The organism is Roseofilum sp. (genome assembly GCF_982964205.1).
Window position 1 is genome coordinate 30,336 of the sequence record NZ_CEZBFX010000022.1, and the last position, 26,465, is coordinate 56,800.

Genomic DNA, 26,465 nt, shown 5'->3' on the forward strand with positions numbered 1-26,465 from the left:
ATAATAACCATGAAAGTTTACTTAGATAGTAGCGTTTTAAACCGCCCATTTGATGACCAAACCCAAGCCAGAATTATCTTAGAAACCCAAGCATTACGAACTATTTTACAACTCATCGAAAACAAGCAATTAATCCTTATAAGCTCATCAATTCTGGATTATGAAAACAACAAAAACAACAATATTATTAGGCAGGACTGGGTTAACCAATGCCTAGAACTTGCCATAGAAAACCAAATTATTCAACCCAACATTATTGAGAGAGGTGAAATTATAGAACAAACAGGAGTCAAACCTATTGATGCTCTTCATCTAGCATCAGTAGAACAAGCCTGTTGTGACGTTTTCCTTACCTGTGACGATCGACTGCTACGACGTTATCAAGGGCCAATCAAAGCCGTAAACCCAGTAAATTTTATCCTAGAACTAACGGAGTCCCCCGAATGAAAATCAGTCTACCTAACGAACAAGCGATTATCCAAGATGCGATCCAGATTCTTCATAAAGCGATGAAACCATCCCAGATGGTTGTTCTGATTGCTCGTTGGTGGTCAGATGGTGGCAATTATTTAGACCAGAAAAAAGGCTGGTTTGCTAACGAAAACATCGATAGCCTAGCTGAGAAAATCAAAGCCTTTGAGCAGTCCAAAACCAACTAGCCCATATCTGCCGAAAACATAGTATTAATATTTGATGTAATTATCAAAGGAGGTTCAATTAGCGTGGTTTCATCCCTCTCCAAGGCCGTTTCGGTACAACTGAAAGACGAATATCGCCAACGCCGGGAAAGATTAATGGCGAAAATGGCAAAAAGTACGGCGATTTTTCGTAGCGCTTCCTTAGCAGTTATGCACCATGATGTGGAGCATCCCTTTCGCCAGGATAGCGATTTTTTCTATCTGACAGGGTTTAATGAACCCGAAGCGGTGGCAGTGTTAGCACCTCACCATGAAGAACACCGGTTTATTTTGTTTGTGCAACCGAAGGAGTGGGAGAAGGAAGTTTGGAGTGGTTATCGGGTAGGGGTGGAAGATGCTAAGGCTATCTATGGTGCGGATGAGGCCTATCCTATTGCCGAGTTAGGGGAAAAATTACCTCAGTATTTGTCGAAGGCAGATCGCCTATATTATCACTTTGGTATCGATGAACCGTTTAATCAGACGATTTTGAAGCAGTGGCAGTCTCTGCTCAGACAATATGCAAAAAAAGGCTTTGGCCCTACGGCTCTGGAAGACCCGATGACTCTGTTACATCCGCTACGCTTGGTGAAGAGTGAGACGGAATTAGAGCTGATGCGTAAGGCGATCGCTATTTCTGTCGAAGCTCATCATTTAGCTTGGGATATGGCGAAACCCGGAATTTATGAGTACGAAATTCAAGCAGAAATGGAGTACCTTTTCCGTCGTCGGGGAGGGGTTGGCCCGGCTTATCCTTCGATTGTTGCTTCTGGTGCGAATGCCTGTGTTCTCCACTACATTGAGAACTCCCGCGCCTTAGAAGCGGGAGATTTATTACTCATTGATGCGGGGTGTTCCTATGGCTATTACAACGGTGATATTACTCGTACTTATCCGGTTGGTGGAAAGTATGGAATGGAACAACGGGTGATTTATGAGATTGTCCTCGAAGCCCAACGGCAGGCGATCGCCCAAATCAAACCCGGTAATCCCTTTAATGCTGTTCATGATACCGCTCTTCAAGTCCTCGTCGAAGGCATGATCGAATTAGGGTTCTTAGTCGGAGAACCAGACGAATTAATCAAAGAAGAGAAATATAAACCCTATTACATGCATCGCACCAGTCATTGGCTCGGTCTGGATGTTCATGATGTGGGAGCCTATAAACAAAATGAAGAAGAGTCTCAAGTACTACAACCAGGTCAAGTGTTAACTGTAGAACCGGGCATGTACATTGCTCCTTTGGTCAAACCCCCAGAGGAACAACCCGAAGTCCCTCCCCAATGGCGAGGCATTGGCATTCGGATTGAAGATGATGTTTTAGTTACCGAAAATGGTTATGAAGTACTGACAGCTGGCATTCCCAAAATGCCCGAAGAATTAGAAGGAAAATAGAGAGATAGGATAACCGGTTGTGATTATTGGTAAACACCGTCAATCAATTTCAATCCTTTTATCCTTTCGGATACAGCATTTTTCGCTTTTATTATGTACAGTGCATTTCCACTCCTACATTGTTCCGGGAGAACATTGCCTGTTGCCTGTTGCCCAACATGAAGCATCATCATAGCCAATTAACCGGACTTGATATTATTCCCACTCTGGGGTTAATTCTCGAAAGTTAAACGTTTGAGCGCTAGGATGACAAGAAACACATTGACTCAGCTCAATTCTCTCTTGAAACTCAACTTGTGGATGAAGGGCCTTAAAATAGCGAGAATTCCGTAGGCGATAGGGAGTTGATTCATCCTTAAGTAAGGGACGAGAAAAGACTTGAATATATTTCCAAACCAATAACCGACCGGGGTTGAGGATAGGGTCAATTGATATGCCATAATGCTGTTGATCTTGAATCAGTTGTCGCCAGGTTTCAGTCGGCATCACCGCAGGAGGAAGGGCGAGGTGACAACTGCCACAATTTTCTCGATAAAGTTCTTCTCCCAATTGATGTTGTTCGGGGACAAGATCGACTGATTTACGGGAAGACTGGGAAAAGGCGGGTTGATTGAGGGTGGATAATCCCCATCCTAATGTTACCGACCAAAGGAAAATGAGGGTAACGAGGATTAGGGGCGATCGCCGCTTTAGACTAGGGAATAGGGAATAGGGAATAGGGAATAGTTGGCGATACTTATATTTCATAAAGGTTGTGCCTCCGCTAAAATCCGATCCTTAATCAAAGCACTAATGCCATCTTCAGTAAGTACATCAACCCGTCGCCCTAACAAATCCTGTAAAGACATTCTTCTATTCTCCCTTCTCTGAAAAATCTTTAAGGATCAATTCTACATCCTTTGTCAAAATCAATAATTCTTCTTCAACGATGCGCCAAACGATATTCAAGTCAACCCGAAAATATTCATGTACAGTCAAGTTGCGAAAACCAATAATTTTCTGCCATTCAACACTGGGATATCGATCTCTCACATCTTGAGAGATCGATCGGGCTGCCTTACCTAAAATTTGCAAGTGGTATAAAATCCATGTTTGTATCAACTCATCTTCAAAGAAAGCATTCTTACCTCTGGCAGCATATCGCTCAATATTGGCAATACTTTCCTGCATATCCATTATACGTTCTAAGTTGCTTCTCATAGCTGAATACACTCTTGCAATACATGGTCTCGAATCCTAGGTTTTAAGCTACTTTCTGTGACCACATCTACCTTATGCTTTAACAAATCCTGTAAATCATGAATTAAACCTACAGGAAACCAAGATGAAATCCGCTCTAGGTCATAATCAATCAAAAAATAAATATCACTATTTTCTGTTTCCTCACCTCGCGCTACCGAACTAAACACGCGCACATTAAATGCGCCATATTTTTCTGCGATTTCTAATATTTGTTCTCGTTTTTCTTGTAATAAATTCTTTAGAGACATATCAATTCAAGAGTCAATCTTCTTCTTCAAAATCTTTTAACATTAGTTCCACTTGCCCCTTTAAAGCAGGCAAATTATTTTCAATAGCATCCCAAACCCGTTGTAAATTAATCCCACCCAAATAATCATGAACTAAAACATTCCTAAAACCAGCCAAAGCCCGCCAATCGACATTAGGTACTTGAGCTTTTAACTCATCACCAAGCCTCTGCGTAGATTCCGCCATAATCTGTAACCGACGCAATACGGCATCTTGCACCAAAGTATTAGTCAAAAAATCATTCTGTCCTTGAGTGGTGTATGTCTCGACTGCTTCGATACATTCCAAAATATGAGTCAAATAAATTATATCCCTATCACCACTCATAAAGGTTGTGCCTCCGCTAAAATCCGATCCTTAATCAAAGCACTAATGCCATCTTCAGTAAGTACATCAACCCGCCGCCCTAACAAATCCTGTAAATCCATCAACAATCCTCCCGGAAACCAAGCTGTAGTCCTGGTTGGGTCATAATCAATCAAAAAATCAATATCACTGCCTTCTGTCTCTTCTCCTCGTACTACCGAGCCAAACACCCGGACATTAAACGCGCCATGCTTGTCTGCAAGTTCTAATATCTGTTCTCGTTTTTCTTGTAATAAATCCTTTAGAGACATATCAATTCAAGAGTCAATTTTCTTCTTCCTAAAATATGAGTCATATCAAGTCCGTTGAATCAATTATAGTGGAAGGTAAGGTGGGCTGGAGTTTTTCCGAGGGGTATTTTTTGCAAGGTCGAGAAAATAAGAATGGTTTCATAATGCTTTATCAATTACCGATTACCGATTACCAATTACCAGGGCGTAGCGCTACTTAAAACAGGAAATACCGTTGGGCCATGGGTAAGACGGTGGCAGGTTCGCAGGTAAGCAACTCGCCGTCTGCACGAACTTCGTAGGTTTGGGGGTCAACTTCAATTTCAGGTAGGGCATCATTGAGTTTGAGATCCTGTTTGGTCAGTTGACGGGTATTGGCAACGGCTATGGTGGGTTTTTGCAAACCGAGTTGGCTGGCAATATCGCGCTCTAAGGCAGCTTTCGAGACAAAGGTTAATGAGGTTGCCGAGAGCGCAGACCCAAAGCTGGCAAACATGGGACGCATGTGTACGGGTTGGGGGGTGGGGATACTGGCGTTCGCATCTCCCATTTGAGCATAGGCGATCTCGCCCCCCTTAATGACAATTTCCGGTTTCACGCCGAAAAATGCCGCCTTCCACAGACATAAATCAGCTAATTTGCCGGCTTCCACTGACCCTACTTGCTCGGCAATACCATGGGTAATGGCGGGATTAATCGTATATTTGGCAACGTAGCGCTTGGCACGGGTATTATCATTACGGCTGCTATCTTCCGGTAAAGGGCCGCGCTGTACCTTCATTTTATGACCGGTTTGCCAGGTGCGGATAATGACCTCGCCGACTCGGCCCATGGCTTGGGAGTCGGAGGCGATCATGCTAAATGCGCCCAGATCGTGCAGAATATCCTCGGCAGCGATCGTTTCCCGACGGATACGGGACTCGGCAAAGGCTACATCTTCGGGAATGGAGCGGTCAAGGTGATGGCAAACCATGAGCATGTCGAGATGCTCTTCTAGGGTATTGAGAGTATAGGGTCGGGTGGGGTTGGTGGAGGAGGGGAGAACATTGGCGAGACCACAAACTCTGATAATATCGGGTGCATGTCCTCCCCCTGCACCTTCGGTGTGGTAGGTATGGATGGCACGATTTTTAAAGGCTTCGATGGTGGTTTCAACAAATCCTGCTTCATTCAGGGTATCGGTATGAATGGCGACTTGCACATCATACTGATCGGCAACGGATAAGCAGGTATCAATGGTCGCCGGAGTAGTGCCCCAATCTTCATGAAGTTTCAAACCCATGGCTCCTGCTTGTACCTGTTCTCGTAGTGCTTCAGGTTGGGAGCTATTGCCTTTACCTAAAAAGCCCAAGTTCATGGGGAACGCTTCAGCCGCTTGTAACATGCGGTACATATTCCAGGGGCCGGGGGTGCAGGTGGTGGCATTGGTTCCCGTTGCGGGGCCAGTTCCTCCGCCAATCATAGTGGTGATGCCGGAGGCGATCGCCGTTTCGATTTGCTGGGGACAGATAAAATGAATGTGGGAATCAATGCCTCCAGCCGTGAGAATCATCCCTTCTCCAGCCACTGCCTCCGTACCGGGGCCAATAATAATATCCACATTATTCTGAATATTGGGATTCCCGGCTTTCCCAATCTTGGCGATCTTGCCGTCTTTGATACCAATATCGGCTTTGACAATTCCCCACCAGTCTAAAATGAGGGCATTGGTAATCACCATATCTACCGCGCCATCAGCATTAGAAATGGGAGACTGGCCCATACCATCCCGGATGACTTTGCCGCCACCAAATTTTACCTCATCGCCGTAAGTGGTGTAATCCTGTTCCACTTCAATAATTAACTCTGTATCTGCCAAGCGCAGGCGATCGCCTACTGTGGGCCCGTAGGTTTGTGCATACGCACGGCGATCCATCCGATAACCCATAATCGTTTCCAGACTAGCTTACCCATACAGAGCCTATCATACTGTAGATATTGAATTTTTCTCTAACCATTGCGCTAAAGACTCTTGATTTTCTTCATATGTAGCTAAGTGTTCCATCATCTGTACCACTTCGCGATCTCGAACTTCCAGGAAATACCCATTTAATCCTAGAAAAGCATACATTACCATAAATGAAGTGCGTTTATTTCCATCAATAAACGGGTAATTTTTGGCTAACCCATAGCCATAAGCTGCTGCAAGTTCAAATAAACTTGCTTCAGTATAAGTAAATAAGTGTTGGGATCAAGCCAAACTTGCTGCTAGTAAATTTTTATCTCGAACTCCTAAACTTCCTCCATGCTGATTAATTTGATCCTCATGAATTGCTCGCACAACTTCCTCTGAAATCCATAGCGGTTTAGTCACTAAGCGAACTCCCATAATGCATTTTTATATTTTTGACTACCTTGCTGATAAATTTGCATAGCTTGTTCAAAGTCTGCCTCACCAGAGGGTCTGGCTTCATCCGGTTTAGGATATTTTGCTTGTGAACTGAGAGAGCGCAAAACCGCTAAAGCTTCCGATAATTGTTCATCCGGCAATTGGTTGACTAAGGTAATAATATCTTGGCGTATGGATTGAGTCATATCACTAGATTTGAGCAGGAATACTGTAGATACAATCATTATACTAACTCTTGCCCATTACTAGCACGAAGCTATATGATTTTGCTAAACTATATTGAACAGCAAATTGAGGTCAAGCCATGCAAGCGTTTGAAATGATGGCAAAAGTCGATCAAAATGGTCAACTTTTATTAGATGAACCCTTAGAGATCCGATCGGACAGTCGAGTTAAAGTCATTCTTCTGGTGTCCGATGAGGATGAAGTCGATCCCGATGATACTCCTATAGAAGAAATTAAGGCGAGTTTGAGACGGGCCTTACAAGAAGCCAAAGAAGGTAAAAGAATTCCTCTAGAAAAGATGTGGGAGGAAATTGATGCCGAATAATTCAGACCGGATGAATATTGATTTAACTCCTGAATATCGGAAGAATCTAAAAAAATTAGCTAAGAAATACCGAAATATTCGTTCAGATATTCAGTCAGCGATCGCAGAATTACAAAATGGCAATGTATTAGGCGATCGCCTGGCGGGTTTTGGCTCCCATCTTTATGTTTACAAGGTTAGGGTTAAAAATAGTGATATTCAAAAAGGCAAAAGCGCTGGATATCGGATTATCTATTTACTGGAGTCAGAAAGGAGTATTTTATTGTTAACGATCTATAGCAAGTCAGAACAAGAAGACATTACAGTGGAGCAACTTCAATCTATTTTAGATTATTTTTATGGTTCTGAATAAATCTGAGTTTAGACATAGACTGAGCGCATACCAGAAACTACAAACCAGGTTTGTCTGTATTGGCCTTTCTTTCTACCATACGATTAAACAAGAAAAGCGATATTTCTGGAAAGATTTCCCAATCTTCTGCATAGGCTGGATCATTGGCAAAAATGACTACAATGTATTTAGTTTTGCCATCTTTTGTACTAATAAATGCTACATCTTGGCGTGAACGAGAAGTCCAGCCAACCTTGGAAGCAAAATGAACCTCGGCAATCGGTAAAAATTCCCCTAAAAATCCTTCTATAGAATTGTATTGTTCTTGCATCCAAATTTCTGGGCGTAAATCTCTTGTGAGTAGCTGCTGCATTTTTTGACTATATTGTGGTGAAACGGCTTGTCCTGTAAAAATTTCATACATTAATCGAGCAGCTTGGTCTGTGGTCATTTTGTTGCGAATTGGATGATCTAAGTTTCCTCTCATTTGCAGTTCGCGACCTTGAGGGATATCTAGACTCAGATAAGGTATAGGAAAATTTTTCTGACTAATATTAATATCTTGATAACCAGCTTGTTCAAAAAAAGATTCAGAGATTCTCGTTTATTTAACCAAAGTCTATAACCTTATTAATATTAAAATTCACCTTGGATAACTCGATAAATAAATCTCTATTTATTATGTATGGAAGTGCTAGACCATTGCTGACAATTAAAAAAGCAACTGATGTCACAGTTACTGCAAATTTTATGTTAGATAATTGAATCATGACAAATATATAGACAAATTTATGTCTATTAACAATCCTTGAATACGCTATCTAAATTTTCAATTAACTTTCTGGTAATCTTCTATTTTCCATGTATTGTTAACCCGCTTCAAAGAATATCGAACTCGACGAGTAGAACGTCCACTTTGACTCCTATCTGGTTTACCATTGACATATAACCTAAGTTCTTCTGTTACAATCACTTCAATCGTTGCCCGATCGCCAGAGAAGCTCTCAATCAAAAGCTGCTTAGAGGCCAATACGGCAGCACGGACTGGGGACAGAGCCATGGCTTTTACTGGAAGCTCAACGATATCCCCATCTACGATAAAAGCCTCTGGTCTAGTGAGGACAAGAAGCATCTCCTTCGTGAGATGCCACAGGCATCTCACCCCTATCTAGGGAGATATCTAAGCAAGAAGCAACTGAGGGAAACTAGACATTTTACGGAAAAGGCAATCAGAAGCATTTATCCAGGGCGATTTGCCCAGGACAGCAAGGGATACTGGTGGCGTAGGGTTGACCCCGAAAGATGCTTGCGCAATAACCGGGGGCAAGTGATGGCAACCTACTGCGGGGTGTTTGATTCGTCAGACACCACCGACTACCCCCTTTGGCAAAGCCCATTTGACTGATGTGAAGGCTGATGTGAAGGCTAATGTGAAAGCTGAAACCCAGTCAGGACAAGGGAGTGAAAGCACTTTCCGAAACCTCCCCCTTTGATAGAATCAAAGGGGAACCCAATTGATGAGAGCGAGATATTGCTCAACCGATGTGCCTACAGAAATGAGGGTGGAACCTTTAATGGGGAGTCCTTAGCTGAGGCTATCAACGAAGTAGAGTTGGGGATAGAGGAGGAAATGGAATCCCCAAATTCCGTCCCAAGAGCTTGGAGTGACCATCCAGGGGGACTAAAGTACAGTGGAGCTTGCATAGTCAAGGCTTTACGAAGAAAAGAAGAGAAATCCAGCGAAACAACCTAACACCCCACTTGAGTAAAAAGAACGGACTAGGTTGTGCGCCTAGCCCGTCAAAAAAAATAATACAGCGCGAAGCGCTGTATTGTTCTCGAAAGGCTGAGGGGCAGCCACTCCTTGGGCTGTTTTTTTTGTATCACGACTATCACCACTACAGACGGTTTCTCTCTAAGAACGGACTCCTAGAGGCATCCCATGCCAAGCATAAAGAGTCACTCTCGGCGTTTCTTGATGCTTATCTTTATTAAGAGGGGAGGACTGCATGAGATATAAAAGCACAGCCTGTTACGTGACCGAAGCCGGGGAGATTATTGCGACTGATTCTCCTTTGCTGTTTGACGGCTGGATTCACTTTCACAGCCGGTTTGAAGCCCAAATCTACCTCCTGCTTAAGCAAGAGTTCCCTGCTGAAAAGGGCTGGCAAATTCGCCGCCAGTTCCCCGTTCGATTGTTTCGTTCAAATACTAAAGACTCTTGTTCTCTCATTTTCAATCCTGATAAAGCTGAATTTGTAACCTGGATTGAGGATGAAACGTACCTAGTTTTAATCACTAACTCTCGCCCCACGGAGCTAGCCAGTAGGTATGAAGACCATGACCTTTACGCCCTAGCCTTTAACAAGAAGGAGTACAAAGTAAAAAACTTTGAGACAAATGCTTGGGACAAGCGGTCGCCCACAGAGGTCGAGAAATAGATTATCGACCTCTACCAGAAGAACAAGGATGTCCAGCCCTCCAACCTTTGCGGCGTGTTGGGCATAGTAGAGATTAGCCGCAACGCCATTCGCAAGGCGCAGGTAACGAAAAACCCTGATAGTGTCATTTCTGTCGCTGAGGTTAACATTACTGAAGTCAAAGACCCAGCGTAACTTTTTAGTTTGGGTCTCATCCTGTTATGGTATACATCTTTAATAGCGTCGGGCTTGCTACTAGCTTTAGGATTACATTCAGGCATCGGGACATTGGCATCTTTGATTCCCAACAATTCAATCAAGTTAGGGTAATTCGGGTGAATCATAGGACGGGCAATTCGTTAAACCAATCACATGACCATTACCCCTTGAGGCACATCACACCAATTACAACCATTCTTGAGTTGCTACAAGATACAATCTAATATCTTCCTCTTGCTCTATAGTGGAGGTCAATCCGCCATCTGACATCTTCTAGTATCGGTAGTACAAGGGTTGTGAGATCAAACGTTAAGGCAAGCAGCGATCGTTGCCATTACTGACTCGGACAAATTCGATAAGTGATAACCTCCTTCCAAGCCAAACAGGATTTTCGAGGTAAGTTGTAAACAAGCTGCGGTAAATGTACCATAATCATCCGGAACTAAATTCATCCCTGCTAATGGATCATCTCTTGTGGCATCATAACCAGCACTGACAATTAACAAATCTGGGTTAAACTGCTGTAAAAATGGGATTGCTTGGCTTTCAAAGGCTGGCAAATACTCTGCCATTCCCGATCCGGAGGGTAAAGGAATATTTAAAACATTGTTATACTCTCCGCGCTCTGTTGCTCTACCCGTTCCAGGATAAAAGGGAAACTGATGGAGAGAACAATAGGCAATTTGGGGATGAGTTTGGACGATCGCCTGAGTACCATTGCCATGATGGACATCCCAGTCTAGAATAGCGACTCGCTCCACTCCCGGTTGAGCTAAAGCATAGTGAGCGGCGATCGCCGCATTAGAGAATAAACAAAACCCCATTCCCCGCTGTGCTTCCGCATGATGTCCTGGAGGACGCGCCAATACAAACGCTGGAGTTCCTGTTGCCAAAACCTTCTCTACACCATCGATCCAGCCATTGACTGCCAAGAGCGCTATGTCATAGCTCTGGGCAGAAACCGGGGTATCGCCATCGAGTAACCCACCGCCTCCTTCGGCAATTTCTCGTACTCGTTGGATATGTTCAGCCGTATGCACTTGTTCTATCCAGGGTAAGACTGGACGCACTTCTACTGGAGTCGGTGCTTGCCAATCGAGAGATGCAGCCCATAGACTAGATTGGAGAAGATTGGCGATCGCCTGAAGACGCTCCGCTCTCTCCGGATGCCGTCCCGTATCATGGAGCAGAAATTCCTCAGCATAAATAATCGGAAATACCATATAAGCGCCCCATCTCTCATCCGCTTAATTTGCCCTCTATTTTATAGCCCTATGGTATTAAAATAAAAGCCAACCCCTTTCTGGGGAATCACGGGATTTGCTCTACCCGCAATCACTTTCCCAAGCCCAAAGAACACGACCTCTGCTAATCATGCTTTCCATACCCTCCGCTCTACCACAAATCACCAACGAAATTGAACGTCATCCCGAAGCGCTTCGGATGAAGAAAATGTTAGTGTGTGCCTGGCAAGATATCTGGGAAAACGATGCCAAACGCTTACGAGCCATAGCTTTACCCGATCTACTCGAATCAGTCATTAAGAAATATACCACCTTAGAAGATCTCAGAGAAGCGCTCGAGCGGATTGCCAATACCCTCAACAAACGACAAGAATATCAGGCGATCGCCCACAGCATCCTCCTTATTTTAAGCAAAGTCTATCCTGATACTGAGGAAGCCACCCAAGTGTATGCTGCCCCCCCAACCCATATTACCCTGGCCTCTAATCAACCCCTACCCAGTTCTATCTCTGTGGTTGCCCCCCCTGTCAACACTCAAATTCGCACCGGTTATGACCCTTTCAATCTGCGGTTAGAACTGATGCGATACACCAATCCTCTTAGGGCTAAAATTGTCTTATTTTCAGCCTTACGTCAAAAATCCCGTTTAGAAGAACAGGATTGGGTGAATCTGAAAGCCGAAAACCTAGATGGCCTGCTTTACGGCATATATGAACGGTGTGAAACCTTAGCCAAATTAGAAGAGTGTCTTTGCACTACAGCTAATAATGCCGAAGATGAACCGAGTGAATGCAATCAAGCAGCCGGAGCGATTATCCAATGTATGGGGCGGTTTTATCAAGATTGGGAACCCGGAATGGAAGATGCAGTATATCAGGCAAAAGCTTCCCATAATTCTAGTGAATTGACCGGTATAATTGTCCAAAATTCCTCAGACTCTAACTCTATTAGTCAAGAACCCGAATCGACTCGTCGTGTATCGAATTCCCAGTAGCAAGATTGTTTTGTATTGGACAACTATCTATCAAAAGTGATGAAGAGGGAATATGAACGCTCAAGAACTGATTCAACGCTATGAAGCTGGAGAACAAAAATTTGCCGGTGCAAAGCTCAATCGAGTCAATTTGAGAGGAGCAGATTTGATTGGCATTGACTTGTATCAAGCCGATTTGCAAGGGGCCAATTTAAGGTTTGCTTATCTTAACCGAGCTAACTTGAATCGGGCCAATTTAATGGGGACTCAATTGGGAGGTGCGAATTTAACCCAAGCGAGTATGACTTCAGCGAAGTTACATGATGCGGATTTACACGGGACAACCCTGCATAAGGCAGATCTGCGGATGACAGATTTGACCTTGGCAAATTTAGTCGATGCTAATTTAGTGGAAGTCGATTTACGAGGGGCCGATTTAAGTGGCGCTAATTTAACGGGGGCTTGTTTGAGGGGAGCGAATTTACGGGAAGAGCGCCGCGCCTATATGTCTTTTTTACGGGGAACGACCTTGCATCGGGCGGATTTACGAGGAGTCAATTTGTCGGGGGCGGATTTGTCTAAAGTCGATCTTAGTGAAGCGAATTTAAGTGAAGCAACGTTGCGAGAGGCGGATTTAACGGGGGCGAATTTGCAAGGAGCGAATTTGCAGGGCGCTTTTTTGACAGAAGCTATGCTGAGTCAGTCCAATTTACGCTATGCCAATTTAACCGATGCGAAGATGGAACGGGTGAATTTGATTGATGCGGATTTAATGCGGGTGAATTTGCAGGGCGCTCTGTTAGCCGATGCAAAGATGAATCGAGTCAATCTGGATGAGTCGGATTTAACCATGGCGCGTTTGAATCGGGCGGATTTGAGTCGGGTAACGTTCCGCAATGCGATTTTGAAGAAAGCAGAATTTATTGATGCCTATTTGGGACGAGCGGATTTGAGTGGGGCAAGTTTAGCTGGGGCCAATTTGTTTAATGCGGAGTTGAGTAGTGCCAATTTGATGGGGGCAACGTTGCAAGGAGCAACATTGCCTGATGGTTCAATTAAGCGTTAACCACCAGAACCGGTTGAATTGAATTGACCAGAGTTGGCGATAGATGGGACAATCGAAAAGGCTTATCGCGGCACTGTTCCCTCTTACCCCTTGCTGTCTTTTACTAAACATGGGCAGAACCTGGATTTACAATGAAGTGTTACTCCCTGGTCAGAGGGAACCATTAGGTGTATTACAGACGTTAATTGAGTCTAGGCTCTTTTCTGAATACGGTGTGTATCAGAGTGAGCAAGAGATCCGTTTTGCGGGTAATCGGGCGATCGCCGTTTCTGTAGATCTCCAGCAAGTCACACTTCAAGGGCTGATTGGAGATCGCTATTTTCCGGTTGACGATCCGTTTAAGCAGGTAGAAAAGGCATTAGGGTCGATTCCTCTAGAACAATGGACAGCCTACGGTTATATTAGTTTTGATTTAGTCCGATATTATTATCCTTATCATAAGGCGATCGCGGGACCCCTGCTGTATTTTTTTGTGCCTGCGACAGAAGTGATTATTCGGCCCCATCAGATTCTGTTGCGTACTTTGGACTCTCCAGAACTCCTCTGTAGTCTATTGCGGGAGTCAGGAGCTTTAAGACCTCAGCATTGGACAACACCTGAATGGGTATTTACAGATCGAGATCATTATCAAACTCAGGTAGAGGCTTTGCAAGGAGCAATTCATCAGGGAGAGTTACATAAGGCAATTCTCTCTCGCTCTGTGAAACTGAAGGGCAATTTAGATATTTTAGGAACCTATATCCTGGGAAATCAACAGAATCAGGCGCTTCGTTCCTATGGTTTGCAACTTCCTGGCGTAAGGACGGTGGGGTTTAGTCCAGAAATTTTAATGCAATTATCCCACAATCCCTTAAAAGGACAAAACTTAATGACCAATCCCGTCGCAGGAACTCGTCCGAGGGGAGAGACTCCAGAAGCGGACGAACGGCTCAAACGCGAGTTATTTGCGGATGCGAAAGAGGTGAAAGAACATGCCCTTTCGATTTGGTTAGTCCAGGATGAAATGCAGAAGATCTGTACGCCAGGAACGGTGCAAGTGGTTGATTTTATGCAGGTGAAGCAATACCGATGGGTACAGCATTTATCCTCCCAAGTTCAAGGTCAATTGTGTGCCAATCAATCCCTCTGGGATGCCCTGAAGGTATTGTTTCCGGGGGTGACAGTTTCAGGAATTGATAAGGAGGTGGCGATCGCCTGGATCGATCGCTTAGAGACAGAACCACGGGGCATTTATGCAGGAGCGATCGGCTGGATTAACTCTCAAGAAGAGGCGGATTTAGCCATTCCCATTCGGTCAGCCTATCAATATGGAGAATGGATTTATCTCAATGCGGGCGCAGGGATTATGGCCGAATCCGTTGCCCACAATGAGTATATTGAATCGGTGAATAAAATGAATACCATGTTAACCAATTTAGTTTTGGAATAATCAAGGCTTCAAGGTTAAAATAGATGCCAATTAGATACGATCGAACCTCCTATGACTGCTGTTATTTCCGAACATATTGAAATCACCCCTGGAATATGTGGGGGTAGACCTCGTATTCTGGGCCGTCGGATTCGAGTTCAAGATATTGTCATTTGGCATGAATATATGGGAATGTCTCCAGATGAAATTACTTCACGCTATCCAACGCTTACTTTGTCTGATATTTACGCTGCCTTGGCTTATTATCATGACCATTTCTCAGAAATTAAGCAACATATTCGTGAGGATGAAGAGTTGGTTAAGCAGATGCAAGCCGAGATTCCTTCCAAGATGCCCAATCCCCGCTTGATATAAGATATGGAAGAATCAATTAAGTTTCATTTGGATGAAAACGTAGATGGCGCGATCGCTGAGGGATTGAGACGACGTGGACTTGATGTAACCGTAACGGCTCAAGTTGGGCTTTTGGGCGCTTCTGATGAAGAGCAAGTTGCTTTTGCTTTAGTACAGTCTCGTGTCGTCTTTACTCATGATGCCGATTTTCTTCGGCTTCATCGTCGAGGTGTAGAACATGCTGGAATTGTTTATTGTCAGCAAGGAAAACGCTCAATAGGAGAAATGATCTTGTCTCTTGTACAAATCTCACAATTCCAAACTCTAGAATCTATGTATAGGCATATTGAGTTTATTTAAGGCGATCGCCCCATTCTCCCATCTCCCTATTTTTAGCCGCGTTACCCACCTTGCAGGGTCAATTAAATCTAGCGATTCGGAAGTCAAAGTACATGGCTCTGGAGCGCTTGCCTTAATGCAATTGTAGCACGTAGGGTGGGTATTTACCCACCCTACCGTGAAATCAGAACCGATAGAGTTACAAATCGTCGGTAACTGCACCTCTGCTACTCGAGGCCACTAACTTGGCATACTTGGCTAACACACCTCTGGTATAAGCCGGTTCCTTGGGTTTCCATTGGGCGCGACGTTGGGCTAACTCTTCATCCGAAACCTGGAGTTCTAAACGGCGCTCTGGTGCGTCAATAATGATAGTATCGCCTTCTTGAACTAAGGCGATCGCGCCACCGACGGCTGCTTCGGGAGCCACATGACCGACGACCATGCCATAGGTTCCACCAGAAAAGCGACCATCCGTAATTAAACCCACAGAATCGCCCAATCCTGCACCGATAATCGCTGAGGTGGGAGCTAACATTTCCCGCATTCCGGGGCCACCTTTGGGGCCTTCATAGCGCACCACAATCACATCAGAAGGCTTAATTTTACCGGCGAGGATGGCAGCTAAACAGTCTTCCTCAGATTCAAACACCCGTGCTGGCCCCGTGATTTTGGGGTTTTTTACGCCAGAAATCTTGGCCACGCCGCCCTCAGTGGCTAAATTGCCCCGCAAAACGACTAAATGACCAGTGGTATACATAGGGTTATTCCAGGGACGGATTACATCTTGGTCTTCCCTGGGGGTTGAAGGGACATCGGCAAGAATTTCGGCGATAGTTTGACCGCTGACGGTGAGGCAATCCCCATGAAGTACGCCATTGTCGAGTAGAATCTTCATCACTTGAGGAATACCACCGGCTTGATGGAGATTGACGGTAACGTACCGACCCGAGGGTTTTAAGTCGCAGATCACGGGGACTTTGGCGCGGATCGTTTCAAAGTCATCCAGAGTTAACTCTACACCGGCTGCATGGGCGATCGCCAATAAATGCAAGACCGCATTCGTCGATCCTCCCACAGCCATGACCACGGCGATCGCATTCTCAAACGCCTTCCGGGTTAAAATTTGGCGAGGTAAGATGCGCTTACGAATGGCATCCACCAACACCTTAGCCGACTCCGCCGTACTATCGGCTTTTTCCTCATCTTCAGCCGCCATCGTCGAAGAATAGGGTAAACTCATGCCCATGGCTTCAAAGGCCGAGGACATCGTATTCGCCGTAAACATTCCCCCACACGATCCCGAGCCTGGGCAAGCATTGTCCTCAATACCCTTTAATTCCGTATCATCAATCTTACCCGCACTATGTTGCCCCACCGCCTCAAAGGCACTCACTACTGTTAGATCGCAGTCCTTATACCGACCGGGCTTAATCGTTCCTCCATAGACAAACACGGCTGGAATATTCATCCGAGCGATCGCAATCATCGCCCCAGGCATATTCTTATCGCAACCCCCAATCGCCAGAACCCCATCCATACTCTGACCATTACAGGCTGTTTCGATCGCATCAGCAATCACATCCCGAGAGACCAAGGAATACTTCATTCCCTCCGTCCCCATCGCAATCCCATCACTGACCGTAATCGTACCAAACAATTGGGGCATGGCCCCCGCGTCCTTGAGAGCGCTTTCCCCGCGCACAGCCAAATCATTCAAACCCACATTACAGGGCGTAATCGTACTATAGCCATTGGCAATACCGACAATCGGTTTCGTGAAATCCTCATCACTAAACCCCACTGCTCGCAACATCGCTCGGTTAGGCGCTCTTTGCACACCTTGAGTAACCACTTGACTTCTAAAATTATCAGCCATCCTGATATCCTTTGCTTACAACGAAATAGATTTACAGCATTTGGCAATCTTTTAAGGTATGCTTTAATCCCTCCCAACGCCCCTTAAAAAAGAAGGGCAGTAAAAGGCTTCCCTTTTCAAGAGGGAGATTTGGGAAGATTGAGATATACCGCATACCCAAAGAAACTGCTGTATACTCTTCCTTCCTATTGTCTCAAAAGAGATGACCCTTTGAATATACCTTATGAGTTAAACCGGTTCTTTGGTTAGAGCCAGTATGATACTCTAAAATTTTCCATAGGCTTCTTTTAACTTTTTCCCTTTCTCCAACAACTTAAGCCTAACGCTAACCCATGGATCTAGACGAACTCAAGCAATTATACACCGAAGGACAACGAGATTTTCGCCAAGTGGATCTGAGTCGCCAGCTTTTAGTTGGTATTGCTCTTAACGAAGCCAATCTACGAGAGTCGCAATTAACACAAGTCAATTTGAGTAAAGCCAAACTCAAGGGGGTTAATCTCAGAGAATCAGACTTACGAGGCGCAAATTTGAGCGGGATTGATTTACAAGAGGCTAATTTGATTAGTGCCAATCTTCAAGGGGCTAATTTAATGGGAGCAAATTTGAGTGGGGCAGGGATGCGAGGGGCTGATCTACATGAAGCCGATTTAACAGGAGCCAATTTAACCCAAGCCAATCTTAGTGAATCGATTTTGACAGAAATTCGTCTTTATGATGCTAATTTAAGTAAGGCCACCTTGACTCGATCCAAGTTAGATGAAGCCATTTTAACTAAGGCCAATTTAGAAGGGACAAATCTCACTTATACCTTACTGACTAAAGCTCATTTGGAAGAAGTTAATCTCACCAATGCGATGCTCAGTGGGGCGAATTTAGAGGAAGCGAATCTAACCAAGGCGGATTTGAGTTTTGCTAATGTTAGTGGGGCGAACTTAAGGTTGGCAATTTTATATCAAGCCAATCTTCGTCAGGCAAACTTAAGTTGGGCAACGTTGCGACAAGCAGATATGCGAGTGGCGAATTTGTTTCGGACTAACTTAAATTGGGCAAATTTGGGAGAAGCTAACCTAGCTCAAGCCATGATGATTGATGCTAAACTCAATCAAGCGAATTTGCGTAATACGGATATGACCAGTGCAATCATGCCCGATGGTTCCACCCATGAGTAGCGATCGCGATTAATTCCAGTTGCCGATCAAGGTATACGCTGACCAATAGTAGGGATGGTTAAAGGTTTGGGAGCTAGAAAATTGATCTTGTATATCAATCGTTAAATCTGAAGATAGATGAAGACGACTCTCACGGATATTAATCGAACCATTAATCATATTTAATTGGGTTTGTCTTAAGGCAGTAATTTTGACAGTTGAATCCTGAAGTTGATGATAAAATTCTGCCATTAATGCCAGTGAACCTTCATCGGAAGTATACCATAAACTGCCAAGAGACGTTTTAACTCCCGCTTGTAAAGCTAATCCAGAAAACCCTAATTCTGCCTCTTCACTTCCTAGGGCTGTGCGACAAGCACTGAGGGTTAAAAGTTCGACTCGAGGATTTTGATTCCATTGAGAATCTTGAGATAATTCACGTAGTTGATCTAAGCCCACATTGCGATCCCATAATTGAATGAAAGAGTTACTGATATCTCCGGGTCTAAATTCGGCATGAGTGGCAATATGCATCATCCGAGTATTTGGAGTTTTGCTATATTCCTGTAAATTTTCGACGGTGGCTTGTCGGTCTAAAAAAGTTTGACTTTGCCAAATTTTTTGCAGCCAAGAAAGTTCCAAAGGAACCGCAGGCAAGGGGGGTAATTCCTGATTTCGTCCTCCATCCGATACACCAAATCCTAATAACGTAGCTGATTGAACGGAACGATAGGCTGGATCGATGAGACTAAAGCTGGGAATTAAACCAATCTGATAGTCTTCGATCAGAAAATGTTGGTTATGGTAGAGTGCAGCAATGGGAAGAGAGCGAATTTTTTTGTCTAAACAAAAGATTAAAGTATCTATTTTTTGATCGGATAAGGAGACTTCTAGCGGTTGAATCAACCCTTGGTAGAGTTGACTGGCATAGGGTTCATAGCTGGTGGTTCTGACTTTTCGAGGATTGGTGATTTCTTGGCGGAATTGATTGATGGTTTCTTCTAGAGAGGAGCGGGGAATTTCTTGTATTTTGATTTGGGCAAATGGAGATAATTCTGCATTTTGTTTGTTTAATAACTGGGGAGAGGAACAAGCATCATTTTTAGGAAAAATGGCGAGTATATTCAATTCGTTTTGTAGGGAAACAATATAAATGATGGCCGATCGCTGTTGGGTGCTTTGGGCTAACCGATCGAGGACTTGTGCAATTTCACACAGGGTTGCAGTTCGGCCATAGAGTTTGAGATCGAAATATTTTGCATATTCGACGGCTTGAAATTCTTCAAACAGTTGAAGGGCTTGTTCAAAGTCGGATTGAAGAAACTGGCTTTCAAAAGCTTCTCGAGCGATTTCTACATCGTTGAATGAGGTATTATCATTACTGCCAGAAGAGTTATCGGATTCTGAAGGAGGAAAGGATAAAAGTTCTTGAAGATTAGGGCCAGTAACATCGGATTGATTGCCGGTTTGGGAGTAGGCGGTTTGTAGGGATGGATGGGTGAGAAGGATAAGAAAAATGCAGATTAACCCGACCCAAAAATGATGAATTTTCATAGCTTCTAGGGCTTTATGCAGGTAAAAGTGATGATTTTTAAGATTTAAAACGAGAAAACATAGCCAATTCCTAAGATGAAACGGCCGCCATCGCCAGCACTGCCGGTAATATCGGTCACAGCGGGGGTGATGACGAGGGGAAGTGTGGAGATGGGAGTGATGGATGCGCCAAGGGTTAGGTCTTGACCAGTCCATTCAACGATCGCATTTGCCGAAGGTGCAATCCTGGCGGCAACCCCCCCAAATACAGCTATCTCATCGTGTTGTTCCATAATATTGTCTTCTGAACGAAATTGCCCTCCACCCACTCCAGCAGAGACATACACACGACTAAAGGGAGCAGAGACATTTTCGCGCAGATCGAACCGTTTGCTAACCACTCCATAGACGCTCGAACCGCCATCTGTATCGCCCCATTGAATAGCATTATGGACTCCAACAGCGATCGCCCAATTTTGGGGGAGTTGGCGATGGAGTTTCAGGCTCACAGCTCCATCTTGGGCGGTATCTCCCACTAAATCAACAATACTCACCCCTACATCCACTCCGACTCCAGTTTGGGGATTGCCTAATCCAATCCCAATACCTAATCCCGCATCTGCCTCATCCGTATAGCGGGTACGGGATTGTACGCCTAACGCCACTCCCACTGTTGCCCACTGTTGACCATAGGCTGAGGGAATCATGACTGTAGTGGTTGGAGAAGCAGCAACTGGGGTTTGAGTCGGACGGGAGAGGGGAAGAGCTGAAGGTTGGAAGGGTTCCGGGTTTGCTGGAGTGGTATCGGGACTGAGGGAACCAGACGTAGGAGGGCTTTCCGATGCTTGAGCGATAGGGAGCGGAGCAGCGATCGCCCTTAGATACTCTTTATGATAGTCTTTATTCCCCCCTGCTTGTCCATCCCCGACCCGTTGATGGGGATTCTTTGCCGAGATTAAAGGGGTTGCCGAAATCGTGCGATGTTCAACTTGAGACGAATCTACACGACGATCGATCTCGGTCCGATCTGTAATCGTTGGGGGGAGTGAGCCAACCCACAATTGTTCATAATTGGCAATTAGTTCGGACTCAGGAGGTAATTGAATTGACCAGCGATCTGGGGGACTGGGTAACGTCAATACGGGGGATGGTTCGGTAAGTTCAGGCAGGGAATTTTCTGGAATAGGAGGAGGGCTATAATCCTCCTCAGAATTCAGGCTTACAGAAATAGGAGGAGGGAGAGAACGATGATTTTGAGAATTTTGGTAGATTACGAAACTTTCCTTAATCAGAATGCCACTCACGACACTCAACACCAAACCTCGGAGCAGAGATGATTTAACGATTACATCTGCCATAGACTTGCTACATTTACGCTAGGGTGCGATCGCAGGATACCCATTACTGTAACACTTGAGTCGGGAGTGGGGAGAATGGGGGAAGCAGGGACACGGGGATACGGGGACGCATAGATAAACCCTTACCTATTCCCCATTCCCGATTCCCCATTAAATGACTTCTAATTCATCTTCTTTCAAATGGGCTTTAAACCGCTTACCAATGTTTGGAAATTGAACAACGACAGGGAAATTCGCACTGATGCTCACTTCTTCTCCTTTCCAATTGTATGTAGAAGCTAAATTAATCACCTCCCCTTCCTCACCCTTGAGATCGAACGGTTCATTGCGATGTTGGGGATGATGATAAATAACTAAAGGTGTTTTGACCCGAACGCGATCGCCAACTTTTACACTCATATACTTTTGCTCCACAATAATATAAGCTCAACTTGCTTTTCAGTTAACGTTTTTGTTAATTGAGTACAATCTTTGATTCTCTCATAAAAGTGGAACTCAGTGTACGCAAGGACTCGATAGGCAACCTAGAGAAGAGGAAAACGAAATTAGTCCTTCTGTCTAGGTTGCGGAGCATTCAACCCAGGAATCTCAATTAACCCAGAATACCAGAGTCCAAACCCGGCTCCCAGGAGTAATAGTAAGAGCAATCCCCAAACGATTGCCCCAACTCGCTTGGATGGGTGTTTTTCCGGTTGAGGAGCCGCTAGTGCTGGCTCTGCTTCAGGTTCTGGAATCACTTGCTGAAAAACAAACTCTGGAGATTCGGGTAAAGATAACTCGGCATTAATCGTTCCTGTCGATAAGGATTTTGGCTCAGTTCCTGACTGGAGAACGGACGGTTCTCTCTCTTCTTGTGGAGAAACCTGACAATACATTAAGACCACCGATACATTATCGGGATTCTGGTCCGATCTTCCTAACTCTAACCAGCGATTAACGGCCTCTTCTAACGTAATCTGACCCGCAAAAATGGGGTGAATCTCTTGTTGCCAATATTGTTCTATAGTATGGCGATCGCTTAATCCATCGGAGCATAAGAGTAAAAGCCCATCTTCTTCGATAATTAACCGTTGCACATGGGGTACTAATTCATGGTTATCCGCATGTTGCACTCCCAAGGCCTGAATCAGTTGCATGGCATTATCCTGAGCGGCGGCTTGACGGTGGCAACACTCGCCTTTCGTCACTTGCCAATGGGCAAAATCATCATCCTGGGTTAATAATTGACAATAATCGGGCGTAATCCAATAGGCGCGGCTATCGCCGACATGGGCTAAATAGAGTTCGTGGGCGTTGGGAAAATCTAAACCAAAGGCTGTTTTTACGGTTTGGGCAATTTGCAGAGCCATCACTAGGGTAGTGGCCATTCTTTCCCGGCCAGAGCGCCCCTTCATATCATTTTGGGTCGCAATCAGATTATTAACAATGCGAATCACAGAGGTCATATGGTCAATCCAGATGGTTGGCTCGACCACTTCCGTTTGTTCTGCCAATTCTAAGAGTAATCCTTGTACTTGTAATTTGACGCTGCGCACGGCCAACTCGCTGGCGACTTCGCCCCCTTCATGACCATCGAGTCCGTCACAAACGATCGCCAATTCCCGAATCCGATCGAATTCTGGGGTAAGATTGCCATTTTGGGAAACCGCAATTGGATAACAGCTATCTTCATTATGCGATCGCACCGTGCCTGCGTCTGTCCCCCCAGAAGTCGTAATTTTTAAGGGTAATTCTGCCGCTAATTCTAATAACATCTGATTCAAGGAAGCTGAGATCGTGTCCCAACGTTTACCTTCCTCGATCTCCTGACATAGGGTACTCAGTCGTTCCTGGATATCGGAACTACAGCCCTCTATCCAGGTTTGCCAACAGCGAGAGAGGACGGCTACATTCGGGGGTGACGAAGTAAAAATCAATTCTCGTAGGTGAATTCGCCAGCCTTGCACTCGGATATTGTCTGCCGTTAGTAGACTTGCCCCAGCTTGAAAGGCGTTTAAGGGGTTCCAGAGTTGACTTAATTGCCATAACCAATAGACTTGACGCACAGGGGGAGTTTGGGGCCAAGTTTCGGTAATGGAGGGGTAGAGGGTTCCGTCTGGAGTGATAGGGATGCGATCGAGCAGTAGGATGAGGGGATGACCGGGGATTTCCACACTGCCGTAGAGTTGGGGTAGATGGAGAAGATAGGAAGCCAGATGTAAATAGGCTAATACTTTTGGATCGGAGAGATCGGGGATCGGGGGCAAGCTTTGAGGTTGAGTATCCTGCCAAATTTGGGGCCCAACCACCTGATATCGGTTAGCGACAATTTCCCCCACAGGAATTGACGATCCCTTGACTGCCCAGAGATAGCACTTGGATGTGTTCATACAAACCCTCCAACCCTAAAGATTAGGTTAATTATTCGACGCGATCGCTCTTTGCATAGATTAGGCTATTTTTAGGGATTCATCGATCCTCTTTTCTGACTCAACCCTGTGTTCGTAAAATCAGCATGGCTCTCAATCCTGTATTTATTTGGCTGATTGCTGGCTTTATCCTCTGCGCGATGGAACTGGTAACCCCCACTGCTTTTATCGAATTAATGATGGGACTTGGAGCTTTGGCGGTGGCTGGGGTTGCCTTCTTGTTTCCTCAATTAACGTTAGGGATACAAATTGGCCTTTGGATGGTGTTCTCTTTGGGGTTAGTCTTGGGATCTCGCAAACTCTTACCCAAGCGGACTGCCTATAGTATTCAAGATTCCAAAGAAGCACAAACCTTAACTCAAATTTTACCCGGTCAACCGGGACGAGTGTTATACGAAGGGAATTCTTGGCGGGCTATGTGCGATGACCCCCAAGGGGCGATCGCTCCTGATGAAATGGTTTACGTTCTCCGTCGAGAAGGAAATACTTTAATTGTAATTCCCCAAAAAATGCTCAATTCTTAAATCATTTGCATGTGATAATATGGAGGTTTTCTCATGGGTGAACTATTTGGATTACTCGTCGCTCTTTTTGTCGGTGGTAGTGCTTTGTCTTGCGTCAAAGTGGTTAAGCAAAGCGAACAGATGCTTGTGGAAAGTTGGGGTAAATATAATGGTAAGAAACTCGAACCGGGTTTAAATTATTTGATCCCTATAATGGAGTCTATTTCCTTCAAAGAAACCACTCGCGAAAAAGTTCTTGATGTACCCGCCCAACAATGTATTACCCGCGATAATGTATCGATTAGCGTCGATGCAGTCGTCTATTGGCGGATCATGGATTTAGAAAAAGCCTATTATAAGGTAGAAAATTTGCACGCGGCAATGACCAATCTCGTGCTAACTCAAATCCGCGCCGAAATGGGTAAATTAGAGTTAGACCAAACCTTTACCGCACGTTCGGAGGTTAATGAAGCTCTCTTGCGAGAATTGGATATTGCCACCGATCCTTGGGGGGTGAAAGTCACGCGGGTGGAATTGCGGGATATTGTGCCCTCTAAAGCCGTGCAAGATTCCATGGAACTACAAATGTCTGCCGAGCGCAAAAAACGGGCAGCCATTTTAACGTCGGAAGGGGAAAGAGATTCCGCCGTTAACAGTGCAAAAGGTCGGGCAGAAGCCCAAGTTTTAGATGCAGAAGCGCGGCAAAAAGCAGCGATTTTAGATGCAGAAGCGCAACAAAAAGCCACTGTTTTAAGGGCGCAAGCGGAACGGCAACAAGCGGTATTAAAAGCTCAAGGAACAGCCGAAGCCATGCAAATTGTGACGAAGATGCTGAAAACCGATCCAAGGGCAAAGGATGCACTGCAATTTTTAATTGCCCAAAACTACATGGAAATGGGTATGCAAATAGGCAGTAGCGAGAGCAGTAAGGTGATGTTTATGGACCCTCGGAGTATTCCGTCTGCCCTAGAAGGAATGCGCTCAATTGTCGGTGATGCAACGACTTCGTTAGACTCAGGAGCATTGAATACGATACCTTCTGAGTTAGACCAAGATTTACAAGCTTTGCGATCGCCCTCTTCAAAGCTCTGAAGTAGGTAACAATTGACATTGTTCACAGAGTCCAAAGAACTCCAGGGTATGATAAAAAATTTTGAACTCGTAGGATTGTTGTAGAGCGATTTCTAAGTCATGAACTGGACATTCAGGGAGCATAATTGATTGACCACATTTTAAACAGGTTAAATGGTGTCGATCCTGTTCAATAGAGGTATACACGGCTTCCCCATTAGTCAAGGTGCGAGATTGAATCGCACCTTTTTGTTTGAGTCCTTCTAGAGCGCGATAGATAGTGGCTAGTCCAGTCGTTTGACTGCGACTGCGCAGTTCAACGTAGATATCCTGAGCAGAGAGCGATCGCTGAATGTCTTTGAGAAGTGTAATAATTTTTTGTTGACTGCGAGTATACTTAGATGTCATGACCAACCCATGAGATAGGTTTTTCACCTCTCACTGATATAAGAAGCACGAGTAATTGTTTATGATAACGGGTTTGAGACTATTGTTCAATCGACGATCTGTATATGCTAATCTTAACCCAGATTATCAATTACGATAATTCTAGCATCAATTTATGTCTTATTCCTATCCTTTTTCTGACTAATGATAACTCGGAGAAAATAAAATGTTGAACTTACCGGACTATGAAGAAAGTTCTATAATTTACAGTGGACATCGTACCCTAGTCTATCAAGGGCTTGAACAAAGTAATAAGAGTTCAGTCATTATCAAAGTACTCCGCAATCCTAACCCTACATTTAACGAATTAGTTCGCTTTCGTAATCAATACAGCGCGTAGCGCTGTATTGAGGTACAATGTAAGGTGAAGAAATTTGAGGGATCTTAAGAGGAAATGAAAGCATATTCAGTAGATTTACGAGAAAAAATAGTCAAAGCTAATTTAATCGAAAAAAACTCAATTAGACAAGTATCTAGGAGGTTTTCGGTAAGCAAAAGCTTAGTGCAAAAATTAGTAAAACAACAAAAAAATGAGGGACATGTAGAGCCGAAACGTCCAGTAAAACCCCAGTTAAGTTATCTGAATAATGCTGAATCTCAACAACAAGTCAAAGAGTTGGTGGC

The 26,465-nt window shown here is 44.6% G+C and carries 30 protein-coding genes and 2 pseudogenes; 15 read left to right on the forward strand and 17 right to left on the reverse strand.

The genetic code is table 11. From position 1 onward, the window contains the following. Window positions 1-9 precede the first annotated feature (9 nt). From AC3A14_RS08245 to AC3A14_RS08255, 3 genes are all read left to right on the forward strand, one after another. Window positions 10-447, forward strand: a complete 438-nt coding sequence (locus AC3A14_RS08245; protein ID WP_318732415.1) for a PIN domain-containing protein — start codon at window positions 10-12, stop codon at window positions 445-447. Then, complete coding sequence (locus AC3A14_RS08250) at window positions 444-659, forward strand: hypothetical protein (protein WP_318732414.1); 216 nt, start codon at window positions 444-446, stop codon at window positions 657-659. Before AC3A14_RS08245 ends, AC3A14_RS08250 begins: the two co-directional genes overlap by 4 nt. Window positions 660-758: 99 nt before the next feature. Beyond that, on the forward strand, window positions 759-2,072 hold the full coding sequence (locus AC3A14_RS08255; RefSeq protein ID WP_413039220.1) for an aminopeptidase P N-terminal domain-containing protein: 1,314 nt from the start codon (window positions 759-761) through the stop codon (window positions 2,070-2,072). A gap of 195 nt (window positions 2,073-2,267) precedes the next feature. Here the strand turns inward: AC3A14_RS08255 and AC3A14_RS08260 are convergent, their stop codons facing one another. The 8 genes and pseudogenes from AC3A14_RS08260 to AC3A14_RS08295 all read right to left on the reverse strand — a co-directional run bounded on the left by AC3A14_RS08260 (window position 2,268) and on the right by AC3A14_RS08295 (window position 6,811). After that, window positions 2,268-2,819, reverse strand: coding sequence for a hypothetical protein (locus AC3A14_RS08260; RefSeq protein WP_318732412.1), 552 nt, complete (start codon window positions 2,817-2,819; stop codon window positions 2,268-2,270). 105 nt (window positions 2,820-2,924) lie between these two features. Then, entirely contained in the window at window positions 2,925-3,272 is a 348-nt protein-coding gene (locus tag AC3A14_RS08265) for a HepT-like ribonuclease domain-containing protein (RefSeq protein WP_318732411.1), read from the reverse strand. Further along, window positions 3,269-3,562, reverse strand: coding sequence for a nucleotidyltransferase family protein (locus AC3A14_RS08270; protein ID WP_318732410.1), 294 nt, complete (start codon window positions 3,560-3,562; stop codon window positions 3,269-3,271). The genes AC3A14_RS08265 and AC3A14_RS08270 overlap by 4 nt, the downstream gene beginning before the upstream one ends. 13 nt (window positions 3,563-3,575) lie before the next feature. Continuing rightward, on the reverse strand, window positions 3,576-3,929 hold the full coding sequence (locus AC3A14_RS08275; protein ID WP_318732409.1) for a HepT-like ribonuclease domain-containing protein: 354 nt from the start codon (window positions 3,927-3,929) through the stop codon (window positions 3,576-3,578). Next, window positions 3,926-4,219 (reverse strand): nucleotidyltransferase family protein, encoded by a 294-nt coding sequence (locus tag AC3A14_RS08280; protein ID WP_318700954.1) that lies wholly within the window; start codon window positions 4,217-4,219, stop codon window positions 3,926-3,928. Before AC3A14_RS08280 ends, AC3A14_RS08275 begins: the two co-directional genes overlap by 4 nt. A gap of 196 nt (window positions 4,220-4,415) precedes the next feature. Further along, window positions 4,416-6,125 (reverse strand): urease subunit alpha, encoded by a 1,710-nt coding sequence (ureC, locus tag AC3A14_RS08285; RefSeq protein ID WP_318732408.1) that lies wholly within the window; start codon window positions 6,123-6,125, stop codon window positions 4,416-4,418. A 36-nt stretch (window positions 6,126-6,161) separates the two neighbouring features. Continuing rightward, window positions 6,162-6,566, reverse strand: a pseudogene (locus AC3A14_RS08290) (type II toxin-antitoxin system death-on-curing family toxin). Continuing rightward, the gene (locus AC3A14_RS08295) at window positions 6,551-6,811 is read right to left on the reverse strand and encodes a hypothetical protein (RefSeq protein WP_318732406.1); all 261 of its coding nucleotides are present in this window, start codon (window positions 6,809-6,811) and stop codon (window positions 6,551-6,553) included. Before AC3A14_RS08295 ends, AC3A14_RS08290 begins: the two are co-directional and overlap by 16 nt. A gap of 80 nt (window positions 6,812-6,891) precedes the next feature. Here AC3A14_RS08295 and AC3A14_RS08300 point away from each other — a divergent pair, with 80 nt between their 5' ends. Beyond that, window positions 6,892-7,137, forward strand: coding sequence for a type II toxin-antitoxin system RelN family antitoxin (locus tag AC3A14_RS08300; protein WP_318732405.1), 246 nt, complete (start codon window positions 6,892-6,894; stop codon window positions 7,135-7,137). Beyond that, a complete protein-coding gene (locus tag AC3A14_RS08305; RefSeq protein ID WP_318732404.1) occupies window positions 7,127-7,489 on the forward strand; it encodes a type II toxin-antitoxin system RelE/ParE family toxin in 363 nt (120 codons plus the stop codon). Before AC3A14_RS08300 ends, AC3A14_RS08305 begins: the two co-directional genes overlap by 11 nt. Before the next feature lie 37 nt (window positions 7,490-7,526). Here AC3A14_RS08305 and AC3A14_RS08310 read toward each other — a convergent pair whose 3' ends face one another. Both AC3A14_RS08310 and AC3A14_RS08315 read right to left on the reverse strand, forming a co-directional pair. Beyond that, window positions 7,527-8,066 carry a serine hydrolase gene (locus tag AC3A14_RS08310; RefSeq protein ID WP_318732436.1) on the reverse strand — a complete coding sequence of 180 codons (540 nt, stop codon included), beginning with the start codon at window positions 8,064-8,066 and terminating at the stop codon, window positions 7,527-7,529. A gap of 231 nt (window positions 8,067-8,297) precedes the next feature. After that, window positions 8,298-8,600, reverse strand: a complete 303-nt coding sequence (locus AC3A14_RS08315; RefSeq protein WP_318732403.1) for an ARC6/PARC6 family protein — start codon at window positions 8,598-8,600, stop codon at window positions 8,298-8,300. 877 nt (window positions 8,601-9,477) lie between these two features. Here AC3A14_RS08315 and AC3A14_RS08320 point away from each other — a divergent pair. Beyond that, complete coding sequence (locus AC3A14_RS08320) at window positions 9,478-9,909, forward strand: hypothetical protein (RefSeq protein WP_318734261.1); 432 nt, start codon at window positions 9,478-9,480, stop codon at window positions 9,907-9,909. 500 nt (window positions 9,910-10,409) lie between these two features. Here the strand turns inward: AC3A14_RS08320 and AC3A14_RS08325 are convergent, their stop codons facing one another. After that, window positions 10,410-11,330 (reverse strand): histone deacetylase family protein, encoded by a 921-nt coding sequence (locus AC3A14_RS08325; RefSeq protein WP_318734257.1) that lies wholly within the window; start codon window positions 11,328-11,330, stop codon window positions 10,410-10,412. 151 nt (window positions 11,331-11,481) lie between these two features. On the opposite strand from AC3A14_RS08325, the gene AC3A14_RS08330 reads away from it, so the two are divergent. The 5 genes from AC3A14_RS08330 to AC3A14_RS08350 all read left to right on the forward strand — a co-directional run bounded on the left by AC3A14_RS08330 (window position 11,482) and on the right by AC3A14_RS08350 (window position 15,512). Next, window positions 11,482-12,345: a hypothetical protein gene (locus AC3A14_RS08330; protein WP_318734253.1), complete on the forward strand. Its 864-nt coding sequence runs from the start codon at window positions 11,482-11,484 to the stop codon at window positions 12,343-12,345. A gap of 52 nt (window positions 12,346-12,397) precedes the next feature. Then, window positions 12,398-13,390 (forward strand): pentapeptide repeat-containing protein, encoded by a 993-nt coding sequence (locus AC3A14_RS08335; protein WP_318734251.1) that lies wholly within the window; start codon window positions 12,398-12,400, stop codon window positions 13,388-13,390. Window positions 13,391-13,499: 109 nt separating this feature from the next. After that, window positions 13,500-14,819, forward strand: a complete 1,320-nt coding sequence (locus AC3A14_RS08340) for an anthranilate synthase component I family protein (protein ID WP_318734248.1) — start codon at window positions 13,500-13,502, stop codon at window positions 14,817-14,819. Between the two features lie 51 nt (window positions 14,820-14,870). Continuing rightward, window positions 14,871-15,173 (forward strand): DUF433 domain-containing protein, encoded by a 303-nt coding sequence (locus AC3A14_RS08345; RefSeq protein WP_271936672.1) that lies wholly within the window; start codon window positions 14,871-14,873, stop codon window positions 15,171-15,173. Between the two features lie 3 nt (window positions 15,174-15,176). Next, on the forward strand, window positions 15,177-15,512 hold the full coding sequence (locus AC3A14_RS08350) for a DUF5615 family PIN-like protein (RefSeq protein WP_271936673.1): 336 nt from the start codon (window positions 15,177-15,179) through the stop codon (window positions 15,510-15,512). 178 nt (window positions 15,513-15,690) lie between these two features. Here the strand turns inward: AC3A14_RS08350 and ilvD are convergent, their stop codons facing one another. Further along, a complete protein-coding gene (gene ilvD / locus AC3A14_RS08355) occupies window positions 15,691-17,370 on the reverse strand; it encodes a dihydroxy-acid dehydratase (protein WP_318734245.1) in 1,680 nt (559 codons plus the stop codon). Between the two features lie 332 nt (window positions 17,371-17,702). Between ilvD and AC3A14_RS08360 the strand changes: the two genes are divergently transcribed. Next, window positions 17,703-18,542 carry a pentapeptide repeat-containing protein gene (locus AC3A14_RS08360; RefSeq protein ID WP_271936676.1) on the forward strand — a complete coding sequence of 280 codons (840 nt, stop codon included), beginning with the start codon at window positions 17,703-17,705 and terminating at the stop codon, window positions 18,540-18,542. A 9-nt stretch (window positions 18,543-18,551) separates the two neighbouring features. On the opposite strand, the gene AC3A14_RS08365 is transcribed toward AC3A14_RS08360, so the two are convergent. The 4 genes from AC3A14_RS08365 to AC3A14_RS08380 form a co-directional block, all read right to left on the reverse strand. After that, window positions 18,552-20,075, reverse strand: a complete 1,524-nt coding sequence (locus AC3A14_RS08365; RefSeq protein WP_318734242.1) for a CHAT domain-containing protein — start codon at window positions 20,073-20,075, stop codon at window positions 18,552-18,554. A gap of 44 nt (window positions 20,076-20,119) precedes the next feature. Then, window positions 20,120-21,412: a hypothetical protein gene (locus tag AC3A14_RS08370; RefSeq protein ID WP_318734240.1), complete on the reverse strand. Its 1,293-nt coding sequence runs from the start codon at window positions 21,410-21,412 to the stop codon at window positions 20,120-20,122. Window positions 21,413-21,562: 150 nt separating this feature from the next. After that, a complete protein-coding gene (locus AC3A14_RS08375) occupies window positions 21,563-21,811 on the reverse strand; it encodes a ferredoxin-thioredoxin reductase variable chain (protein ID WP_318734237.1) in 249 nt (82 codons plus the stop codon). A gap of 146 nt (window positions 21,812-21,957) precedes the next feature. Beyond that, complete coding sequence (locus AC3A14_RS08380; RefSeq protein ID WP_318734235.1) at window positions 21,958-23,781, reverse strand: PP2C family protein-serine/threonine phosphatase; 1,824 nt, start codon at window positions 23,779-23,781, stop codon at window positions 21,958-21,960. A 125-nt stretch (window positions 23,782-23,906) separates the two neighbouring features. Between AC3A14_RS08380 and AC3A14_RS08385 the strand changes: the two genes are divergently transcribed. Further along, window positions 23,907-24,344 (forward strand): NfeD family protein, encoded by a 438-nt coding sequence (locus tag AC3A14_RS08385; RefSeq protein ID WP_318701009.1) that lies wholly within the window; start codon window positions 23,907-23,909, stop codon window positions 24,342-24,344. Window positions 24,345-24,377: 33 nt separating this feature from the next. Beyond that, on the forward strand, window positions 24,378-25,415 hold the full coding sequence (locus tag AC3A14_RS08390; RefSeq protein WP_318701010.1) for an SPFH domain-containing protein: 1,038 nt from the start codon (window positions 24,378-24,380) through the stop codon (window positions 25,413-25,415). Here AC3A14_RS08390 and AC3A14_RS08395 read toward each other — a convergent pair. Next, the gene (locus AC3A14_RS08395; RefSeq protein ID WP_318701012.1) at window positions 25,404-25,802 is read right to left on the reverse strand and encodes a Fur family transcriptional regulator; all 399 of its coding nucleotides are present in this window, start codon (window positions 25,800-25,802) and stop codon (window positions 25,404-25,406) included. The two genes, AC3A14_RS08390 and AC3A14_RS08395, sit on opposite strands and share 12 nt — an antisense overlap. 433 nt (window positions 25,803-26,235) lie before the next feature. Here AC3A14_RS08395 and AC3A14_RS08400 point away from each other — a divergent pair. Further along, window positions 26,236-26,465, forward strand: a pseudogene (locus AC3A14_RS08400) (IS630 family transposase); the annotation flags it as partial.

What these genes read in the sequence shown, in the direction of transcription:
- AC3A14_RS08260 (WP_318732412.1), bottom strand. Translation starts at nt 2,819, where the DNA reads ATGAAATATAAGTATCGCCAACTATTCCCTATTCCCTATTCCCTATTC.
- ureC (WP_318732408.1), bottom strand. Translation starts at nt 6,125, where the DNA reads ATGGGTTATCGGATGGATCGCCGTGCGTATGCACAAACCTACGGGCCC.
- AC3A14_RS08365 (WP_318734242.1), bottom strand. Translation starts at nt 20,075, where the DNA reads ATGAAAATTCATCATTTTTGGGTCGGGTTAATCTGCATTTTTCTTATC.
- AC3A14_RS08380 (WP_318734235.1), bottom strand. Translation starts at nt 23,781, where the DNA reads ATGAACACATCCAAGTGCTATCTCTGGGCAGTCAAGGGATCGTCAATT.
- AC3A14_RS08280 (WP_318700954.1), bottom strand. Translation starts at nt 4,219, where the DNA reads ATGTCTCTAAAGGATTTATTACAAGAAAAACGAGAACAGATATTAGAA.
- AC3A14_RS08245 (WP_318732415.1), top strand. Translation starts at nt 10, where the DNA reads ATGAAAGTTTACTTAGATAGTAGCGTTTTAAACCGCCCATTTGATGAC.
- AC3A14_RS08385 (WP_318701009.1), top strand. Translation starts at nt 23,907, where the DNA reads ATGGCTCTCAATCCTGTATTTATTTGGCTGATTGCTGGCTTTATCCTC.
- AC3A14_RS08270 (WP_318732410.1), bottom strand. Translation starts at nt 3,562, where the DNA reads ATGTCTCTAAAGAATTTATTACAAGAAAAACGAGAACAAATATTAGAA.
- AC3A14_RS08250 (WP_318732414.1), top strand. Translation starts at nt 444, where the DNA reads ATGAAAATCAGTCTACCTAACGAACAAGCGATTATCCAAGATGCGATC.
- ilvD (WP_318734245.1), bottom strand. Translation starts at nt 17,370, where the DNA reads ATGGCTGATAATTTTAGAAGTCAAGTGGTTACTCAAGGTGTGCAAAGA.
- AC3A14_RS08325 (WP_318734257.1), bottom strand. Translation starts at nt 11,330, where the DNA reads ATGGTATTTCCGATTATTTATGCTGAGGAATTTCTGCTCCATGATACG.
- AC3A14_RS08340 (WP_318734248.1), top strand. Translation starts at nt 13,500, where the DNA reads ATGGGCAGAACCTGGATTTACAATGAAGTGTTACTCCCTGGTCAGAGG.
- AC3A14_RS08315 (WP_318732403.1), bottom strand. Translation starts at nt 8,600, where the DNA reads ATGCTTCTTGTCCTCACTAGACCAGAGGCTTTTATCGTAGATGGGGAT.
- AC3A14_RS08335 (WP_318734251.1), top strand. Translation starts at nt 12,398, where the DNA reads ATGAACGCTCAAGAACTGATTCAACGCTATGAAGCTGGAGAACAAAAA.
- AC3A14_RS08390 (WP_318701010.1), top strand. Translation starts at nt 24,378, where the DNA reads ATGGGTGAACTATTTGGATTACTCGTCGCTCTTTTTGTCGGTGGTAGT.
- AC3A14_RS08320 (WP_318734261.1), top strand. Translation starts at nt 9,478, where the DNA reads ATGAGATATAAAAGCACAGCCTGTTACGTGACCGAAGCCGGGGAGATT.
- AC3A14_RS08370 (WP_318734240.1), bottom strand. Translation starts at nt 21,412, where the DNA reads ATGGCAGATGTAATCGTTAAATCATCTCTGCTCCGAGGTTTGGTGTTG.
- AC3A14_RS08330 (WP_318734253.1), top strand. Translation starts at nt 11,482, where the DNA reads ATGCTTTCCATACCCTCCGCTCTACCACAAATCACCAACGAAATTGAA.
- AC3A14_RS08345 (WP_271936672.1), top strand. Translation starts at nt 14,871, where the DNA reads ATGACTGCTGTTATTTCCGAACATATTGAAATCACCCCTGGAATATGT.
- AC3A14_RS08275 (WP_318732409.1), bottom strand. Translation starts at nt 3,929, where the DNA reads ATGAGTGGTGATAGGGATATAATTTATTTGACTCATATTTTGGAATGT.
- AC3A14_RS08395 (WP_318701012.1), bottom strand. Translation starts at nt 25,802, where the DNA reads ATGACATCTAAGTATACTCGCAGTCAACAAAAAATTATTACACTTCTC.
- AC3A14_RS08265 (WP_318732411.1), bottom strand. Translation starts at nt 3,272, where the DNA reads ATGAGAAGCAACTTAGAACGTATAATGGATATGCAGGAAAGTATTGCC.
- AC3A14_RS08305 (WP_318732404.1), top strand. Translation starts at nt 7,127, where the DNA reads ATGCCGAATAATTCAGACCGGATGAATATTGATTTAACTCCTGAATAT.
- AC3A14_RS08350 (WP_271936673.1), top strand. Translation starts at nt 15,177, where the DNA reads ATGGAAGAATCAATTAAGTTTCATTTGGATGAAAACGTAGATGGCGCG.
- AC3A14_RS08360 (WP_271936676.1), top strand. Translation starts at nt 17,703, where the DNA reads ATGGATCTAGACGAACTCAAGCAATTATACACCGAAGGACAACGAGAT.
- AC3A14_RS08295 (WP_318732406.1), bottom strand. Translation starts at nt 6,811, where the DNA reads ATGATTGTATCTACAGTATTCCTGCTCAAATCTAGTGATATGACTCAA.
- AC3A14_RS08375 (WP_318734237.1), bottom strand. Translation starts at nt 21,811, where the DNA reads ATGAGTGTAAAAGTTGGCGATCGCGTTCGGGTCAAAACACCTTTAGTT.
- AC3A14_RS08300 (WP_318732405.1), top strand. Translation starts at nt 6,892, where the DNA reads ATGCAAGCGTTTGAAATGATGGCAAAAGTCGATCAAAATGGTCAACTT.